Raw genomic sequence first — 16,678 nt, 5'->3', positions numbered from 1 at the left:
ATTGCGCTGCGCTCCATCGGGGCTACGGGTCTGAGGTCGAGGCAGCGCTCAGGCCGCCTTGCCGCCCATATATTCCGGCAGCCAGCCTTCGAACGACTTGCGCAGAGCATCGATCGTAACTGGCGCTTCGCCGGCGATCGCGATCGCATCACCGCCGGTGGTGCCGATCCGCACGCAAGGCACCTCGCAGCCGCGCATCTTGGCGAGCACCAGACCAGCCTCCGCCTCCGGCACGGTGACGAGATAGCGCGCCTGGTCCTCGCCGAACCAATAGGCCTGCGGCACCAGCGCCGCCGGCGCCGCCAGCAGCTTCGCACCGATCCCGCTAGCCATCGCCATCTCGGCCAGAGCGATCAAGAGGCCGCCGTCGGAGAGGTCGTGCACGGCGGTCGCGGTGCCCGCATGGATCATGCCGCGCACGCAGTCGCCGTTACGCTTCTCAGCTGCGAGATCGACCGGCGGCGGCGCGCCCTCCTCGCGACCGCAGATGTCGCGCAAATAGACGGATTGGCCGAGCCAACCATGCGTTTCACCGATCAGCAGGATCGCCTCGCCCTCGGCCTTGAAGGCGAGCGACGCCGATTTGGTGAAGTCGTCGAGCAGGCCGACACCGCCGATCGAGGGCGTCGGCAGGATCGCGCGGCCGTTGGTCTCGTTGTAGAGCGAGACGTTGCCGGAGACGACCGGGAAGTCGAGCGTGCGGCAGGCTTCCGAGATGCCCTTCAGGCAGCCGACGAACTGGCCCATGATCTCGGGCCGCTCGGGGTTGCCGAAATTGAGATTGTCGGTGATCGCGAGCGGCTTGCCGCCGACCGCGGTGATGTTGCGCCAGGCTTCCGCCACGGCCTGCATGCCGCCCTGATAAGGATCGGCCTCGCAATAGCGCGGCGTGACGTCGACGGTCAGCGCCAGCCCCTTCGGCCCGTCCTGCACGCGCACGACGGCGGCATCGCCGCCCGGACGCTGCAAGGTGTTGCCGAGAATGACGTGGTCGTACTGCTCCCAGACCCAGCGCTTGCTGCACATGTCGGGCGTGCCGATCAGCTTCTCCAGCGCGGCACCTACGCCCATCGGCGCCGGCACCTCGCGTGCGTGCACGACCGGCAGCGCGGCGGAAGGAACATGCGGACGGTCATAGAGCGGCGCCTCGTCGCCGAGCTCCTTGATCGGCAGATCGGCCATGACGTCGCCGCCATGCTTGACCACGAAGCGCTTGCTCGGCGTCGTGTAGCCGACCACGGCGAAGTCGAGGCCCCACTTCTTGAAGATCGCCTCGGCTTCCTTTTCCTTCTCGGGCTTGAGCACCATCAGCATGCGCTCCTGACTCTCCGAGAGCATCATCTCATAGGCGCTCATGCCGGTCTCGCGCGTCGGCACCGCGTCGAGATCGAGATCGACGCCGAGGTCGCCCTTGGCGCCCATCTCGACCGCCGAGCATGTGAGCCCCGCCGCGCCCATGTCCTGGATCGCGATGACGCAGCCCTTCTCCATGATCTCGAGGCAGGCTTCCAGCAGCAGCTTCTCGGCGAAGGGATCGCCGACCTGCACGGTGGGGCGCTTCTCCTCGGACTTGTCGTCGAATTCGGCGGACGCCATCGAGGCGCCGTGGATGCCGTCGCGGCCGGTCTTGGAGCCGAGATAGACGATCGGCATGTTCACGCCGGAGGCGGCGGCATAGAAGATCTTGTCGGTGTCGGCGAGGCCGACCGCCATCGCGTTGACGAGGATGTTGCCGTCATAGCGGGTGTGAAAACGCACCTGGCCGCCGACCGTCGGCACGCCGAAGGAATTGCCGTAGCCGCCGACGCCGGCGACCACGCCGGAGACGAGATGCCGCGTCCTGGCGTGCTCGGGTGCGCCGAAGCTCAGCGCATTGAGGCAGGCGATCGGACGCGCGCCCATGGTGAAGACGTCGCGCAAAATGCCGCCGACTCCGGTGGTCGCGCCCTGATAGGGCTCGATATAGCTCGGGTGGTTGTGGCTCTCCATCTTGAAGACCACGGCCTGGCCGTCGCCGATGTCGATCACGCCGGCGTTCTCGCCGGGGCCCTGGATCACCCACGGCGCCTTGGTCGGCAGCCCCTTCAAATGGATGCGCGAGGATTTGTACGAGCAGTGCTCGTTCCACATCGCCGAGAAGATGCCGAGCTCGGTGAAAGTCGGCTCCCGCCCGATCAGCTTCAGGATGCGCTCATACTCGTCGGGCTTGAGCCCGTGGGCGGCAACCAGTTCGGGGGTGATCTTGGGTTCGTTCTTCATGGATTCGGGGCTTTCGGCGTGCTGTGGCCGTTCTTAGGAACATCGGGGGCCTACGAAAAGCCCTTTATCAAGCATTTTCCCGCTGTCCCACGTTTTGCAGGCGGGGTCGGCGGGAACAGGAATTGCAAGGCGCTGACGGATCGGATTTAAGGGCTGAAGACCCGTAATTGAAGGCCCATTTCCTTGCACGAATTGACCAAAGCGCCCCCGTCCCGTCGCCCCGACCTGCACATCGCCACCGAGGGCGAATTCAAGGGCTGGCGAACCTGGATTCGCGACAGTTTCGAGAGCCATATCGGCCCGTTCTGGCACAAGATCGAGGACGACGGCAGCGTCCGCAGTGCCTTCCGGGTCGAGAAAAAGCACCTCAACGGCTCCGGAAACGTCCATGGCGGCTGCTTCATGGCGTTTTCCGACTATTGCCTGTTCGCAATCGCCACCCACGAGCTGGATGGGCCGGCGGTGACCACCAATTTCGCCTGCGATTTCCTCGACGCGGCACGCGAGGGCGAGCTGATCGAGTGTGTCGGCGAAGTATCCCGCGCCGGCGGCTCGATGATCTTCCTGCGCGGCAAGCTGACATCCGGCGGGCGGCCCCTGTTCACCTTCTCCGGCACGATCAAGCGGGTGAAGCGGAAGCCGGCCGTACAGCCAAACGCATAGCTCGACACCTTCCCTTTTCGCGTCCCCTCGCCCACAGTTGGGCCAAGCGCTATCGCGCCGGGGAGCAGAACCAAGGTGCCGCAGAGCACATCAAGGGCGGGCCGCACAGCGGCCTCCGTCGCATCGCCATGGCCATCCACGGCCGCCACCGGCGCGCGCAACTGGCGCGACTACGCGCTGCTGTTCGCGCTCGCCTGTTGCTGGAGCTCGACCTATCCGCTGGCCAAGCTGGCGCTTCCCACCATCCCGCCGATCACCTTCATCTCCGCGCGTTCGCTGATCGCCGCCGCCTTCCTGGTCGCGATCCTGTGGATGCGGGGCATCAGCCTGCCGACCGACGTGAAGGCCTGGAAGCTGTTCGCGGTCCAGCAGCTGATCAACTCGACGTTTCCGTTCCTGATCATCACCTGGTCGCAGCAATATGTGCCGGCGTCGAACACAGTCGTGCTGGCTTCGACGACGCCGATCTTCGCTTTCCTGATCACCTCGCTGATCACCCGGCACGAGCCCGCCACGCTGTTGAAGCTCGCAGGCGCAATCCTCGGCCTTGCCGGCACCATTGTCATCGTCGGCCTCGACGCACTGCGCGGCTTCGGCAGCGAGATCATCGCGGAGATCGCGATCCTGCTCGCCACCATCTCCTTCGCCTGCGCGACGATCTTCGGCCTGCGGCTGTCCGACTACGACCCGATGGTGGTCGCGGCCGGCTCGCTGCTGTTCGGCGGCCTCATTCTGCTGCCGCCCTCGCTGATCATCGACCAGCCCTGGACGCTGCACCCGACGCCGACGGCGATCGTCGCCACCATCGTGATGGGCATCGTCTCCAGCGCGTTGGGGCTGATGCTGTTCTACATGTGCTTGGGACGGCTCGGCACGCTGACGACCAACGCGCAAGGGTATCTGCGCATCCCGATCGGCGTCGGCCTGTCCGTGCTGCTGCTCGGCGAGAGCGTGCCGTCGAACCTGGCGCTGGGACTGCTGCTGGTGATGGCGGGCGTCGCCGCGATGACAGTGCCGGCGGGGCGGCTGAAGCTGCGCTAGAGCATGATCCGGAAAAGTGTGCAGCGGTTTTCCGAAAAGATCATGCGCAAACAATAATCCAAACCGCTATTGCTTGGCGTCGTCCGCCAGCATCTTCCGGTACTTGTCGACGTCGCGCGTCACGAGCTGCTGGAGCACCTCCGGCGTGTGCTCGTTGTCATCGGGCGCCACGGTCGACAGCTCGGCAAAACGCTTCTTCACCGCATCGGTCTCCACGGCCGTGCGCGCGGCAGCGTTCAGCCTGGCGATGACGGCCGGCGGCGTGCCCTTGGGCGCGAACAGGCCGTTCCAGCCCTGCGCCTCGAATTCGGGAAGGCCTGCTTCCGTTGACGCCGGCAAATCGGGCACCGTGGCGAGCCGAACGGTCGAGCCGACCACGAGCCCCCGCACCAGCTTCTCGTTGATCGACTGCGAGACGGAGGCAGCGGCATCGCAGACGCCGTCGATCTGTCCGCCGATCGCGTCGGTGAGCGCGGGCGCGGCGCCGCGATAGCCGATCAGCGTGGCGTCGATCCCGGCCGCCGTGACGAAGCTCTTGCAGATCAGATAGTTCGACGAGCCGACGCCGGCATGGCCGAGATTGACCTTGCCGGGATTGGCCTTGGCGTAGGCGATGAACTCCTTGAGGTCCTTCGCCGGGAAATCCTTGCGCACCGCGACGATGCCGAACGTCTTCGCCACCATTCCGATCGGCACGAAGGACTCGGGCGTGAAGGGGAGCTTCGGATAGATCGTGTAGGTCGCCGCATTCGTGCCGGCATTGCCGATCGCGATGGTGTAGCCGTCAGGCTCGGCGCGGGAGGCCCGCGCCAGCGCGGTCGATCCGCCGGCGCCGGCCACGTTCTCGATCACGATGGTCTGGCCGAGCGCGATGCCCATCTGCTCGGCGACCGTACGCGCGATCACGTCCGAGGTACCGCCGGCCGCGAACGGCACGATCATGGTGACAGGACGCTTGGGGAAGTCTTGCGCCAACGCAGCGGACGCAAACGCAACGACAGCAATGGCGGCCGAGAGCCGCTTCGCCACGAACCAGATCACGCGGCCTTTTCCAGATGCTGGACCAGGCCCGCGAACAGCCCGCGGCCGTCGGTGCAGCCCATGATGTCTTCGACGTGGTTTTCGGGGTGGGGCATCATGCCGAGCACGTTGCCCTTGTCGTTGACGAGTCCGGCGATGGAATGCGCCGCGCCGTTGATGTTGTGGCTCTCGTCGACCGCGCCGTCGGCGGAGCAATAGCGATAGAGCACCCGCCCCTCGCCCTCGATCCGCTTGATGGTTTCTTCGTCCGCCTCGTAATTGCCTTCGCCATGCGCGACCGGCACGCGGATCACCTGGCCCGCATTGTAGCCGCGCGTGAACGGGGTATCGGAGCGCTCTACGCGCAGATGCACGTCCTTGCAGATGAACTTCAGCTGCGCATTGCGCATCAGCACGCCCGGCAGCAGGCCGGATTCGCAGAGGATCTGGAAGCCGTTGCAGACGCCGAGCACCAAGCCGCCCTTGGCCGCATAGTCGCGCACCGCATCCATAACGGGCGCCCGCGCCGCAATCGCGCCGCAGCGCAGATAGTCGCCGTAGGAGAAGCCGCCCGGCACCACCACGAGATCGGTGCCCGCGGGAAGCGACGGCTCGGCGTGCCAGACCATCGCGGGCTCATGGCCCGAGATGAGTTTCAGCGCACGCGCCATGTCGCGCTCGCGATTGATCCCGGGAAATACGAGGATCGCGGCCTTCATCAGAGCAGTTCCACCCGATAGTTCTCGATCACGGTGTTCGCCAAGAGCTTGTCGGCGGCGTCCTTCAACGCCGCTTCCGCCTTGGCCTTGTCGGCGCCGGCGAGCTCGATGTCGAACACCTTGCCCTGCCGGACGCTGGCGACGCCGTCGACGCCGAGCGACTTCAGCGCGCCTTCGATCGCCTTGCCCTGCGGATCGAGGATACCCGTTTTCAAGGTAACGGTGACACGTGCCTTCACGTTAGATCCCTCTTAGCTCTTCACCAGCACCGGGCCGGAGCCCGCCGGACGCTCGTTCTCCATGAGGATGCCGAGTCGCTTGGCGACTTCGGTATAGGCCTCCAGGAGGCCGCCGAGATCCCTGCGGAAGCGGTCCTTGTCGAGCTTCTCGTTCGACTTGATGTCCCACAGGCGGCAGCTATCCGGCGAGATCTCGTCGGCGACGATGATGCGCATCATCTCGTTCTCGAACAGCCGGCCGCACTCCATCTTGAAGTCGACGAGGCGGATGCCGATGCCGAGGAAGAGGCCGGTCAGGAAATCGTTGACGCGGATCGCGAGCGCCATGATGTCGTCGATCTCCTGGGGCGTCGCCCAGCCGAAGGCGGTGATGTGCTCTTCCGACACCATGGGGTCGTTGAGCTGGTCGTTCTTGTAGTAAAATTCGATGATCGAGCGGGGCAGCTGTGTGCCCTCCTCGATGCCGAGGCGCTGCGACAGCGAGCCGGCAGCGACGTTCCGCACCACCACCTCGAGCGGCACGATCTCGACCTCGCGAATCAGCTGCTCGCGCATGTTGAGGCGGCGGATGAAGTGGGTCGGCACCCCGATGTCGTTGAGGTGCTGAAACAGGTACTCCGAGATCCGGTTGTTGAGGACACCCTTGCCCTCGATCACCTGATGCTTTTTCGCATTGAACGCGGTGGCGTCATCCTTGAAGTGCTGGATCAGGGTACCGGGCTCCGGGCCTTCATAGAGGACCTTTGCCTTGCCTTCATAAATGCGACGCCGACGGCTCATGGGGATGTACCGTGTTTTGTTGAAATCCATGTATTTGGTGTGCTCCGGTTGACGAAACTACGACCCACAGCGGAGCTGCCGTGAACAGCCCGGAACCCATGGAAACAGAACAGGAACCAGACTTTAGGCAACCTATCCGATTGGCTGTCCCAGCACAATCGATCCGGCCCATCCGACATAAACTTATACCGGCTTGCCTGCGGCTTAACGGCCCGTTGTTTTGCCGATTCTTGCCCCCTATCTAGGCATGGACCGGGGCCTTCGCAACGCGGGCCCAGCTTGGGTGCAGCAGGGGAACAGAAGAATGAGCAGTTTCGACAAGCGCGAGGAAGGCTTCGAGAAGAAGTTCGCCCTCGACGAGGAGCAGAAATTCAAGGCGGAAGCCCGCCGCAACCGGCTGCTCGGGCTCTGGGCCGCCGAAAAGCTCGGAATCACCGGCGAGGCCGCCACGGCCTACGCCAAGGAAGTCGTTGCGGCCGATTTCGAGGAAGCCGGCGATGCCGACGTCCTGCGCAAGGTCATGGCCGATTTCGCCGCCAAGAACGTCGCCATCACCGAGCAGGCGATTCGCGCCAAGATGGGCGAGCTGATCGCAGTGGCGGCGGCCGAGGTGAAGGCGGGAAAGTAACCCAAAGCGTGTCCACACTCGCAGTCATTCCGGGGCGGTCCGCAGGACCGAACCCGGAATGACAGAGTGATAAATCACCCCTCCTTGAAGCCGTACTCCGGCACGTTGCCGCTGGCACCGTAATATTTGTACGGCAGGAACTTGCCGCTCATCGTGATCTTGACGCGGTCGCCCTTCGGGTTGGCGACGCGCTCGATTCCCATGTCGAAGTCGATCGCCGACATGATGCCGTCGCCGAACTCTTCCTCGATCAGCGCTTTCCAGGCCGGGCCGTTCACCATCACCATCTCATAGAAGCGGTAGATCAAAGGGTCGGTCGGCGGCATCGGCGTGCCGGTGCCGCGCATCGGCACCTCGTTGAGCATCGCCGTCTCGGCCTTCGACAGCCCGAACAGCTCGCCGGCATTCGCCGCCTGCGGCTTCGTCAGCTTCATCTGGCCGAGGATCGCCCCGACGATCAGCACCTCGGCATAGCCGCCGATCTGCTCGCAGATGTATTTCCAGCTCCAGCCCTTCTCGCGCTTGATGTCGAGCAGCTTCTCGGTGAGGTCTTCGCGTTTCATGTCAGGTCTCCCTTCTTAAGCAGTCAATCCGGGACTGGTCCCGGCTGTCCAGATCTGTCGTTGCTCTTCGCCGGTCGCCGCGATCGTCAGCCCGGGCTTGCCGATATGCACCACCGGCACGTGGCGCGGATCGTGATCGGGTTTCTCGGCGGTGAAAGTCTTGCTGCGCGTCACCAGGAAATCGATGATGTGGTTGCGCAGCGCGTAGTAGAGCGGATGGCGGTGCAGATCGGTGCGGCCGCGATCCCTGGGCAAGGGATTTTCAACGACCTCCGCCAGCACCGCGCCGGGACCGTTGGTCATCAGGAAGATCTTGTCGGCGAGATAAATCGCCTCGTCGACGTCATGGGTGATCATGAACGCGGTCTGCCCGGTCTCGAGGCAAATGCGCCGCACCTCGTCCTGCAGCGTGCCGCGCGTCAGCGCGTCCAGCGCCGAGAACGGCTCGTCCATCAGCATCATCTTCGGCGTGATCGACAGCGCACGCGCGATGCCGACGCGCTGCTTCATGCCGCCTGACAGCTCCGAGGGGCGCTTGTGTTCCGAGCCCGTCAGGCCGACGAGGTCGATGAATTTCTGCGCATGCGCCTTGACCTTGGCGCGGTCCCATTTCCGCCATTTCGAGGTTACGGCATAGGAGACATTGCCGAGCACGGTACGCCAGGGCAGCAGCGCGTGGCTCTGGAAGATCACGGCCCGGTCGAGGCTGGTGCCCGAAATCGCCTGTCCGTCGACGATGACGGCGCCCTCGCTCGGCGCATCGAGGCCGGCGAGGATGTTGAGCACCGTGGTCTTGCCGCAACCGGAATGGCCGATCACGCAGCAGAACTCGCCGCGCGCCATCGACAGCCACAGATTCTCGAACACGGTGGTCGTGGCGGCACTCGCGCCCGGATAGCGTTTTGCGATGCCTTCGATCGAGACGAATTTGTCGGTCACAGCCCCTACTCCGGAAAGGTGACCATGCGCGTGAAGCGCGCGAGGATCTGGTCGAGCAGCATGCCGACGATCCCGATCAGCAGGATCGCGATGATCACGTTGGTGATCGAGAGGTTGTTCCACTCGTTCCAGACGAAATAGCCGATGCCGGTGCCGCCGACGAGCATCTCGGCGGCGACGATCACGAGCCAGGCGATCCCGATGGAGATGCGCATGCCGGTCAGGATCGTCGGCGCGGCCGCCGGCAGAATCACCGTGAAGGCGCGCCTGAGCGCGCCGACCTCCAGTGTGCGCGCGACGTTGATCCATTCCTTCCGCACGCTCGCCACGCCAAACACGGTGTTGAGCAGCATCGGCCAGATCGAGCAGATGAAGATGACGAAGATCGCCGAGATCGAGGAATCCTTGATGGTGTAGAGCGCCAGCGGCATCCAGGCCAGCGGCGAGATCGGCTTCAGCACCTGGATGAACGGATCGAGCGCCTTGCTCAGCAGCGGCGACATGCCGATGAGGAAGCCGAGCGGGATGGCGACGAGCACCGCGAGCAGATAGCCGAGCCCGACTCGCGCGATCGAATAGCCGAGCTGAATGCCGAGCCCCTTGTCGTTCGGCCCGTTGTCGTAGAACGGCCGCCTCAGATGCTCCCAGAGCTTGGCGCCGACATCGAGTGGCCCGGGCATGGCGGATTTGCCCTGCGTGGCGGTCAGCCCCATCAGCTTGGCGTATTCCGGGCTCATCGTTGCGACCGTGCCGGTCGAGCGCGTGGCGAGATGCCAGATACCGAGGAATGCGGCGAGCAGCGCGATCGAGACGAGGCCGGCGCGGAGGCGGAGGGAAGAGGTCATCGTGCGAGATCTCTCCACGTGTCGTCCCGGCGAACGCCGGGAACCCCAGGGAAAAATTTGGCGAAAGCTCGTAGTTCGGCACTCCTGCCGACCGCGATCGATAGATTCCGCGGTATGGGTCCCGGCGTTCGCCGGGACGACGATGGCGGGAGAGGCGTTCTCACGACGCCTTCCTGATCTTGAAGCTCGCGACATAGTCTTCCGGCTTGGCCGGATCGAAATTCTTGCCCATCACCGCGAACGACTTGTAGGCGGTCGCCGGCGGCGTGAGCCCCATCTCGGTCATCAGCTTCTTGGTATCCGTCGCCAGATAGACCTGCTCGGCGACCGCCTTGTAGTCGACGTCGCCCTTGATCTGGCCCCAGCGCTTCATCTGCGTCAGCATCCACACCGCGAAGGACTGCCAGGGGAACGGATCGAAATCGACGCGCTTGGTGTCGGTCTTCACGCCGCCGAGACCGTCGGCATAGGTGCCGGTCAACACCTGCTCCAGCACCGTGACGGGCGCGTTGATGTAGTTGGCGGGCGCGATGGCTTCCGCGATCTGCTTGCGGTTCTCGGCCTTGGATGCATAGGCGGTCGCATCGACGATGGCGCGGGTCAGCGCGGCAAAGCTGTTCGGCGCGGTGGTGATGAACTCCTTGCTGGCGGCGAAGCTGCAGCAGGGATGGCCGTCCCAGATCTCCTTGGACAGCAGGTGCATGAAGCCGACGCCGTCATAGATCGCGCGCTGGCAGATGTTGTCGGGCGCGAGAAAGCCGTCGATGTTGTCGGCGCGCAGATTCGCCACCATCTCCGGCGGCGGCACCGAGCGCAGCCGCACGTCGGTGTCGGGATCGATCCCGTGCTCGGCAAGATAATAGCGCAGCAGGTAGTTGTGCATGGAATAGTCGAACGGGATCGCGAACTTCAGCCCCTTCCAGTCCTTTGGATCGCGCCTGTCCTTGTGCTTGTTCGCCAGCACGATGCCCTGCCCGTTGATGTTCTCGATCGCAGGCACGGCGAAGGGAATGGCGTTGGCCCCTAAGCCCAGCGAGATCGCGATCGGCATCGGCGCCAGCATGTGGGCTGCGTCGTATTCCTTGTTGATGGTCTTGTCGCGGATCACCGCCCAGCCGGCGGTCTTGACCACTTCGACGTTGAGGCCGTGCTTGGCATAGAAGCCCATCGGCGCCGCCATGATGATCGGCGTGGCGCAGGTGATCGGGATGAAGCCGACCTTGAGGTCCTTCTTCTCGGGTGTGCCGGTCTGAGCGAACACCTCGGTCGCCGTCTTGATCGGGAAGAACTGCGAGAGCGCGGCGAGCGCCGTGGACGCGCCGACCGATTTCAGGAAGGCGCGCCGCGCCACATCCTGCGGAAACATCGCGCGCATCACCGCGGAGGCGACGACGCCCTCGTAGCGCTTCTCCTCGCTCTCGACCGGATCACAGCGCATCGTCAAAGCCGCCTGTTCGTGCTCTCGAGCCGAACGGTGCTGGCCGCACACGCAACCCGACTGAAGATTGCGGTCGGCATCAAACGGATCGTCGAACGTGGACATGCTGCTGCGCCCCTTTGTCACATCTGCGCGGCGGATGTCGCCGTCCGCCGCGTCAGGTCAAAATTCCATCGTCGCCCGGCTGCGCCTTGTGCGACCGGGCGACGGGAAACATGCAGGTTCTATGCCGCCTTGCCTGTTACCTGGGCACCGATCGGCAGTCCCTGCTCGATCGGCAGCGACGGATCGCGCGACCATTCGTTCCAGGAGCCGAAATACATCCGGACATCCTTCACGCCGGCATTCTTCAGCGCGAGGAAAGTGTTCGAGGCGCGCGCCCCCTTGAAGCAGTAGAGATAGACCGGCGTGGTCGTCGAGATGCCGACGGTGGCGCATTCCGCCAGAATCTCGTCCCTAGACTTGAAGCGCGGGCCTTCGGCCGTCGGCTTCATCATGCGATACCATTCCAGCCAGACCGCGCCGGGGATGCGGCCCTTGCGCGGGCAGAAGTCCTTGCCATACGGAGACGAGCTGTCGCCGATCCACTCGTCGACGTCGCGCACGTCGAGAATTGCGACGCCCGGTTTGCCTACAGCGGCCAGCATGGTCTTGGCATCGATCAGGATCTCACCCGCTTCGGGCACAATCGCGAACGAGGCCTTGGCCGGCGCCGGCACGTCCTTCGTCACCGGGAAGCCCGCGCCCGCCCAGGCGTCGAAGCCGCCATGCAGCACCTTCACCTTGGGATAGCCGAGCATGGTGAGGAGATAATAGCCGCGGCAGGACTGGCCGAAGCCGGAGTTCATCGACTGCTCGTAGATCACGGCCGTCTCTTTACCGGAGAGGCCCGCGCCGCCGAACGCGTCCGCGAATTTCGTCTTCAGTTCGGCCATGCCCTCAGGCGTCGAGGTCGCGAGGAAGGTGAAAATCTCATGCACGTTGACGGCGTTCGGCAGATGCCCGGCGGCGTAGGCGTCGGGATTACGGGTGTCGATGACGACACAAGGCTCTGTCTTCAAGAGATCGGCAAGTTCGACGGCAGTGATCAGGACGTCAGTCATGGCAGCCTCTCCGTTGAGGTTGAGGGGTCTTCGGGGGTGGACTCGTAAAGGTCAGGAATCGGCGAGCATCTTGCGCAACTGCTTGGTGGCGGGCGTGACGATCGCGACGAAATAGGCCTCGCGCAGGCGCCGCTGCGCGCGGTGACTCTTGAGGTAGCCGCGCGCGCCACAATGCAGCATCGCCGCATGCGCCGCCGCGACGCTGGCCTCGCCGGCGCGAAGCCTGAGCGCGATCACCTTGCGCCAGTAGGTCTCCTCCTCGTTGTAGGGATCGCGCGCCAGCGCCATGGTCTCGCTCTCGAGCTCGGCCGCGAGCGCGCGGAAATCCACCGGCTGCTGCGGCAGATAACGGTTGATGTGGCCGAGGGGAGCATCGACCTCGTCCATGATGTTGATGCAGTCCCTGATGACCCCGAGCGCCATGCCGGCCTGGAGCAGAATGAAGCCGGCGCGGATCTTCTTGACGAAAGGCGCAGCCGGATCGGCGAGGATCAGCTCGTCCGGCACGAAGACGTCGCGGAACTGCACGCCATAGGTGCCGGTCCCGTCCATGGCGAGGAACGGCTTGCAGGGCGTCAGCGTGATTGCGGGATCCGAGCAATCGGCCAGGAACATGACCGTACCCTGATCGTCCTCCCGCTCGAAGATGGTGCCGAAGTAATGGTCGGGACCGAGGTTGGAGACCCAGGGCAGCGCGCCACGCACGATGTAGCCGCCCTCGACCTTGCGCCCCTTCAACTTGAGCTTCTCGATGCCGAAAAAGCTCTTCATCGGATTGGACAGCCCGGTGCCGCCGAGCACCCGGCCGGTCGAGAAGGCGTCGCCGAAGCGCTTTGCAAGCTTCATGTTGGTCGAGTTGGCGGCGTACCAGACCAGCGTGTTCTGGCACCAGGCCATGAAGGCCGTGCCGCCGCAGACTTCGCCGATCGCCGCCATCGCCTGGATGGCACAGCGGAGATCCGCAGGACCTTCGTGCGGCACATGACTGCCCCAGGCGCCGACCTCGCCGAATTTGCGCAACACCTCGGCCGGATAGACCGAACCGTCGTCGATGCCGGCGGCGAGCGGCGCGAGTTGCTCGCGTGCAATCCGCGCCACTTCGCCGGCAATGGACGGTGCGGGCTGATCCAAAATATCGGCCCGTGAGAAAGCCAGTGAACCCATGATCGTCTCCCGCACCTTGTCCTGTTGCTGTCAGCCTAGATGCCGACCTCGAGATTGACCGGGCGGGTGAAGGTGTTGGCGACCGGCGACCATTTCTTCACATGGGCGACCAGCGCGTTGATCTCGTCCTGCGAGATGCCCTCGCATTCCATGTCGACCTTGACGCGCACATCGGTAAATCCAACGGGCTTGTCCGACATGTCGCCGGTGCCCCAGACCGCGGTGATGTTGAGGTCGCCCTCGAGTTCGAGCTCGAGCTTGTTGACGATCCAGCCGCGATGCACGGCGTTGGCATGCAGGCCGACCGCGAGGCAGGAACCGAGTGCGGCAAGCGAGGCTTCCGACGGATTGGGCGCGGTATCGTCGCCCAGAAGGCCCGGCGGCTCGTCCACGATGTAGGGCGGCAGGTTGCGGATGTAGTTGGCGTGGCGAAATTTGCCCTCCGCGACCGTCTTGCATTTCAAGGTCTTGATGACCTTCGGATTGGCCTTGCCGCTCGCAATCAGTTGCTCGAGGCCATTCTTGTCGATGGGCGCGAGGCACCCCGTCAGCACTGTCTTTTGAACGACGGCAGTCATCATATTCTCCCTGGCAGCCGTGGAAAACGGCAGGATACCGAACGGTCTGTTTCCTTGCATGGAGCGTGCCAGAGCAGACCAAAAACAAAAGGCGAAGCATTGGAGCCGCTTAGCGATCCCTGCCTGCGGATTGATCAGCGGCCGCCTGCTCAAAGGCGGTGCAGATGAAGCTTCCGCTGCGAATCTTTTCAGCGCAGAGCAGATGCGGCTTGCTGATGCAGCGCGGCTGCGATTAAGTTCGGCCTCATGGCCAAGCCCCTGTCGACCAAGATGTCAGCGAAGAAGAGCGCGCCCCACGCCGTTGCAGGCGAAGACGAGTCCGCGCGCGGGCGCCTCTTGAGCGCGGCGACGCATCTGTTCTGCAAGAACGGCATCAACGCCACAGGCATCGACGCGATCATCGAGGAAGCCGGCACGGCGAAGACCACGCTCTACAAATTGTTCGGCTCCAAGACCAATCTCGTCAACGCGGTGCTGGAGAGCGAAGGCAAGCAGTGGCGCGAATGGTTCATCGGCGCCATGGAGGACGGCGGCGGCGACGCGCAGGCGAAACTGACGCGCATCTTCCCGGCACTGAAGAGCTGGTTCGCGCAGGAGCGCTTCTACGGCTGCCCCTTCATCAACGCCGTCGGCGAGCACGACAAGGACGCCAAGCAGTTCCGCAACATCGCGCTGAAGCACAAGAAGATCGTGCTCGGCCATATCGAGAAGCTCGCCGGCGAGCTGGGCTCGAGCGAGCCTGCAGTGCTCGCGCATCAGCTCGGGCTGTTGATCGACGGCGCCATTGTCGCGGCGATGATCTCGCGCGATCCGGGCGTGGCGGATACGGCAGCGCTGACAGCCGGCCCGCTGCTGGGCCTGAAGGCGAAGAAGAAGCGCGCGGCAGATCAGCTCGAGGCGGTGTGAGCTTGCCGTGATCTCGTAGGGTGGGCAAAGGCGCGTAGCGCCGTGCCCACCAAATCTTTCAGCTTTGTTGAACGACATGGTGGGCACGCTTCGCTTTGCCCACCCTACAATATGCGTTTCATGAATTCCCCTATCGCCGCGAGCACCGGCCCCTGATCCCCCGCAAAGAACCAGTGATCGCTGCCGTCGAGCTCGACGAACTCCGCGCCTTCGATCCGGCTCGCGATATCGCGGCCGGCCGCGATCCGCACCGCCTTGTCATCCCGCCGGTGCAGCACCAGCGTCGGCACGGCGATCTGCGCCAGAAGATGCCGCACGTCGGCGTCGCGAAACGCCTCCAGCACGGCGGAGATGCCGCCTGGGCTGGAGGCCGCGCGCAGCAGCCCCGCCCACCAGGCCCGCGCCTGCGGATCATTGGCCAGGCTCGGCGCAAACGCTTCGATCCCGACCGGGCCACCCCATTGCGCGATGAGATGCTTGCTCCAGGCGTCATACTGGCTGGCGCGCAGCGCGTGCGGATAGTCCTGTGACCAGCAGCCCTTGGCCAGCGCTCCGAACAGGATGAGCCCGGCGACGCGGCGCGGTTCATCGACGGCAAATTTGATGCAGGCGGGCCCGCATTCGGATGCGCCAAACAGCACGACGCGGCGCGAATCCGCCGCCCGCAGCACCGTGCCGATATCCTGTGCGGTGACGTCGATGCCCGGGGCTGATCCGACCCGGTCGGACAGTCCGATGCCGCGACGATCGAAAACGACCAGGCGCCCAAGCTTCATCAATGACGCCAGAAACGTGCGGCTCGCGGGATGCTCCCAGGCGCGTTCCACATGCGAGACGAAACCGGGCATGACCAGGATGTCGAGCGGGCCGCTGCCATAGGTCTGATAGGCCAGATGGACGCCGGCGCCCTTGACGTAGCGCGTCATCGGGGCGGCATGCGGCGCCGCCGCGGGGCTCATCAGCGCCTCCGTCTCGGCTTCCGGCGCCACCCCGAGTTCGTCCCGCAGTCGCCGCGTCAGTGCCGCATGTTGCCGCTCCGCCGCACTTCGGTCGCCGGCGAGCAGCAGGCTGCGGATCAGATGGCGGGCATAGACTTCGCTGAGCGGATCGAGCTCGACCAGCCGGCCCGCATGCGCGGTCGCGGCAAAATGGTCGCCGGCGGCGTTCCTGTCCTGCACCAGACGCTCCAGCGCATGCATGAGCCGTCCCCGCAGCGCCTCCCGGCGAAAGAACGCCCAATCGTCGAATTCGGCACAGCCATCCAGAGCGAAGCCCGCCAGGAAGTCGCCCCGATAGATCGCGCAGGCCTGCTCGAAGTCGCCAGCGTCACAGGCGCGCTCGAACAAATGCGAGTCGATCGTCAGCTCGACCGCCGGAGACCCTCGCACGCTGGTGCGGTCGGTCTCGAAAACCGGCTGGCCCAGCGTCAGCTCGACGCGATGAAGCAGGCGCCGCAATCGCGCCAGGCCAGTCTCGCGGTCCGTCTCCGGCCACAGCAGCGTGGCAATGACGTCCCGTGCCACGGCGACCTTGGCCTCCGCGAGATAGACCAGCAGCGCGAGACCCTTGCGTAAGGCCAGCTTGATCGGGCGGCCGTCGGCATGGACCTCGGGGAACCCGAACGCCCCGAGCGAGAAAGCCGTCATCGAAATCCTCCCTCCCCTCGCGGCATCCCCGGGGGACGCGCAGGGGACGGTCGAACGATAACAGTCGGGCCAGATCGAGCCAGCTCGCCAGCGAGCGGCTCATGCTCCTGCATGCGGCACCGCCTCATCAGGCACAATAGGAAAATC

17 protein-coding genes are annotated in these 16,678 nt (G+C 64.7%); 4 read left to right on the top strand and 13 right to left on the bottom strand.

What is annotated here, in order from left to right:
- Nucleotides 1-48: 48 nt before the first annotated feature.
- Complete coding sequence (gene purL, locus WHZ77_RS11800; protein WP_375313819.1) at nt 49-2,259, bottom strand: phosphoribosylformylglycinamidine synthase subunit PurL; 2,211 nt, start codon at nt 2,257-2,259, stop codon at nt 49-51.
- 183 nt (nt 2,260-2,442) lie between these two features.
- On the opposite strand from purL, the gene WHZ77_RS11795 reads away from it, so the two are divergent.
- Nucleotides 2,443-2,922, top strand: coding sequence for a PaaI family thioesterase (locus tag WHZ77_RS11795; RefSeq protein ID WP_015685063.1), 480 nt, complete (start codon nt 2,443-2,445; stop codon nt 2,920-2,922).
- 75 nt (nt 2,923-2,997) lie between these two features.
- Complete coding sequence (locus WHZ77_RS11790) at nt 2,998-3,963, top strand: DMT family transporter (protein ID WP_375313818.1); 966 nt, start codon at nt 2,998-3,000, stop codon at nt 3,961-3,963.
- A gap of 66 nt (nt 3,964-4,029) precedes the next feature.
- Here WHZ77_RS11790 and WHZ77_RS11785 read toward each other — a convergent pair whose 3' ends face one another.
- The 4 genes from WHZ77_RS11785 to purC are packed head-to-tail and all read right to left on the bottom strand — an operon-like array spanning nt 4,030 to nt 6,721.
- Nucleotides 4,030-5,004, bottom strand: a complete 975-nt coding sequence (locus WHZ77_RS11785; protein ID WP_375313817.1) for a tripartite tricarboxylate transporter substrate binding protein BugD — start codon at nt 5,002-5,004, stop codon at nt 4,030-4,032.
- Nucleotides 5,001-5,702, bottom strand: a complete 702-nt coding sequence (gene purQ / locus WHZ77_RS11780; protein WP_375313816.1) for a phosphoribosylformylglycinamidine synthase subunit PurQ — start codon at nt 5,700-5,702, stop codon at nt 5,001-5,003. The genes WHZ77_RS11785 and purQ overlap by 4 nt, the downstream gene beginning before the upstream one ends.
- Nucleotides 5,702-5,941, bottom strand: coding sequence for a phosphoribosylformylglycinamidine synthase subunit PurS (gene purS / locus WHZ77_RS11775; RefSeq protein WP_015685059.1), 240 nt, complete (start codon nt 5,939-5,941; stop codon nt 5,702-5,704). The genes purQ and purS overlap by 1 nt, the downstream gene beginning before the upstream one ends.
- A 12-nt stretch (nt 5,942-5,953) precedes the next feature.
- Nucleotides 5,954-6,721 (bottom strand): phosphoribosylaminoimidazolesuccinocarboxamide synthase, encoded by a 768-nt coding sequence (gene purC, locus WHZ77_RS11770; RefSeq protein ID WP_008974302.1) that lies wholly within the window; start codon nt 6,719-6,721, stop codon nt 5,954-5,956.
- 304 nt (nt 6,722-7,025) lie between these two features.
- Between purC and WHZ77_RS11765 the strand changes: the two genes are divergently transcribed.
- Nucleotides 7,026-7,349, top strand: a complete 324-nt coding sequence (locus WHZ77_RS11765) for a DUF1476 domain-containing protein (RefSeq protein ID WP_375313815.1) — start codon at nt 7,026-7,028, stop codon at nt 7,347-7,349.
- 74 nt (nt 7,350-7,423) lie between these two features.
- On the opposite strand, the gene cynS is transcribed toward WHZ77_RS11765, so the two are convergent.
- The 7 genes from cynS to WHZ77_RS11730 all read right to left on the bottom strand — a co-directional run bounded on the left by cynS (nt 7,424) and on the right by WHZ77_RS11730 (nt 13,979).
- The gene (gene cynS, locus WHZ77_RS11760) at nt 7,424-7,912 is read right to left on the bottom strand and encodes a cyanase (RefSeq protein ID WP_011088475.1); all 489 of its coding nucleotides are present in this window, start codon (nt 7,910-7,912) and stop codon (nt 7,424-7,426) included.
- A 15-nt stretch (nt 7,913-7,927) separates the two neighbouring features.
- Nucleotides 7,928-8,851 carry an ABC transporter ATP-binding protein gene (locus WHZ77_RS11755; RefSeq protein WP_375313814.1) on the bottom strand — a complete coding sequence of 308 codons (924 nt, stop codon included), beginning with the start codon at nt 8,849-8,851 and terminating at the stop codon, nt 7,928-7,930.
- Between the two features lie 5 nt (nt 8,852-8,856).
- Nucleotides 8,857-9,696 (bottom strand): nitrate ABC transporter permease, encoded by an 840-nt coding sequence (ntrB, locus tag WHZ77_RS11750; protein WP_375313813.1) that lies wholly within the window; start codon nt 9,694-9,696, stop codon nt 8,857-8,859.
- A gap of 160 nt (nt 9,697-9,856) precedes the next feature.
- Nucleotides 9,857-11,239, bottom strand: coding sequence for a CmpA/NrtA family ABC transporter substrate-binding protein (locus WHZ77_RS11745; protein ID WP_375313812.1), 1,383 nt, complete (start codon nt 11,237-11,239; stop codon nt 9,857-9,859).
- 119 nt (nt 11,240-11,358) lie between these two features.
- Nucleotides 11,359-12,237 carry a sulfurtransferase gene (locus WHZ77_RS11740; protein ID WP_375313811.1) on the bottom strand — a complete coding sequence of 293 codons (879 nt, stop codon included), beginning with the start codon at nt 12,235-12,237 and terminating at the stop codon, nt 11,359-11,361.
- 51 nt (nt 12,238-12,288) lie between these two features.
- The gene (locus tag WHZ77_RS11735; protein WP_375313810.1) at nt 12,289-13,401 is read right to left on the bottom strand and encodes an acyl-CoA dehydrogenase family protein; all 1,113 of its coding nucleotides are present in this window, start codon (nt 13,399-13,401) and stop codon (nt 12,289-12,291) included.
- 35 nt (nt 13,402-13,436) lie between these two features.
- Nucleotides 13,437-13,979 (bottom strand): OsmC family protein, encoded by a 543-nt coding sequence (locus WHZ77_RS11730; protein WP_015685051.1) that lies wholly within the window; start codon nt 13,977-13,979, stop codon nt 13,437-13,439.
- Between the two features lie 246 nt (nt 13,980-14,225).
- On the opposite strand from WHZ77_RS11730, the gene WHZ77_RS11725 reads away from it, so the two are divergent.
- Nucleotides 14,226-14,885 (top strand): TetR/AcrR family transcriptional regulator, encoded by a 660-nt coding sequence (locus WHZ77_RS11725; RefSeq protein WP_375313809.1) that lies wholly within the window; start codon nt 14,226-14,228, stop codon nt 14,883-14,885.
- Between the two features lie 104 nt (nt 14,886-14,989).
- On the opposite strand, the gene WHZ77_RS11720 is transcribed toward WHZ77_RS11725, so the two are convergent.
- Nucleotides 14,990-16,531 carry an alpha/beta fold hydrolase gene (locus tag WHZ77_RS11720; RefSeq protein WP_375313808.1) on the bottom strand — a complete coding sequence of 514 codons (1,542 nt, stop codon included), beginning with the start codon at nt 16,529-16,531 and terminating at the stop codon, nt 14,990-14,992.
- Nucleotides 16,532-16,678 lie beyond the last annotated feature (147 nt).

It is taken from the genome of Bradyrhizobium sp. A5, assembly GCF_042076515.1.
GTDB classification, from domain to species: domain Bacteria; phylum Pseudomonadota; class Alphaproteobacteria; order Rhizobiales; family Xanthobacteraceae; genus Bradyrhizobium; species Bradyrhizobium cosmicum.
The sequence above is the reverse complement of the archived record's forward strand: the minus strand, read 5'-3'. Positions and strand labels throughout refer to the sequence as shown.

Coding starts and splice junctions, on each gene's coding strand:
- WHZ77_RS11740 (WP_375313811.1), bottom strand. CDS start 12,237: ATGACTGACGTCCTGATCACTGCCGTCGAACTTGCCGATCTCTTGAAG.
- WHZ77_RS11730 (WP_015685051.1), bottom strand. CDS start 13,979: ATGACTGCCGTCGTTCAAAAGACAGTGCTGACGGGGTGCCTCGCGCCC.
- WHZ77_RS11725 (WP_375313809.1), top strand. CDS start 14,226: ATGGCCAAGCCCCTGTCGACCAAGATGTCAGCGAAGAAGAGCGCGCCC.
- purC (WP_008974302.1), bottom strand. CDS start 6,721: ATGAGCCGTCGGCGTCGCATTTATGAAGGCAAGGCAAAGGTCCTCTAT.
- WHZ77_RS11745 (WP_375313812.1), bottom strand. CDS start 11,239: ATGTCCACGTTCGACGATCCGTTTGATGCCGACCGCAATCTTCAGTCG.
- WHZ77_RS11765 (WP_375313815.1), top strand. CDS start 7,026: ATGAGCAGTTTCGACAAGCGCGAGGAAGGCTTCGAGAAGAAGTTCGCC.
- WHZ77_RS11735 (WP_375313810.1), bottom strand. CDS start 13,401: ATGGGTTCACTGGCTTTCTCACGGGCCGATATTTTGGATCAGCCCGCA.
- ntrB (WP_375313813.1), bottom strand. CDS start 9,696: ATGACCTCTTCCCTCCGCCTCCGCGCCGGCCTCGTCTCGATCGCGCTG.
- purL (WP_375313819.1), bottom strand. CDS start 2,259: ATGAAGAACGAACCCAAGATCACCCCCGAACTGGTTGCCGCCCACGGG.
- purQ (WP_375313816.1), bottom strand. CDS start 5,702: ATGAAGGCCGCGATCCTCGTATTTCCCGGGATCAATCGCGAGCGCGAC.
- WHZ77_RS11720 (WP_375313808.1), bottom strand. CDS start 16,531: ATGACGGCTTTCTCGCTCGGGGCGTTCGGGTTCCCCGAGGTCCATGCC.
- cynS (WP_011088475.1), bottom strand. CDS start 7,912: ATGAAACGCGAAGACCTCACCGAGAAGCTGCTCGACATCAAGCGCGAG.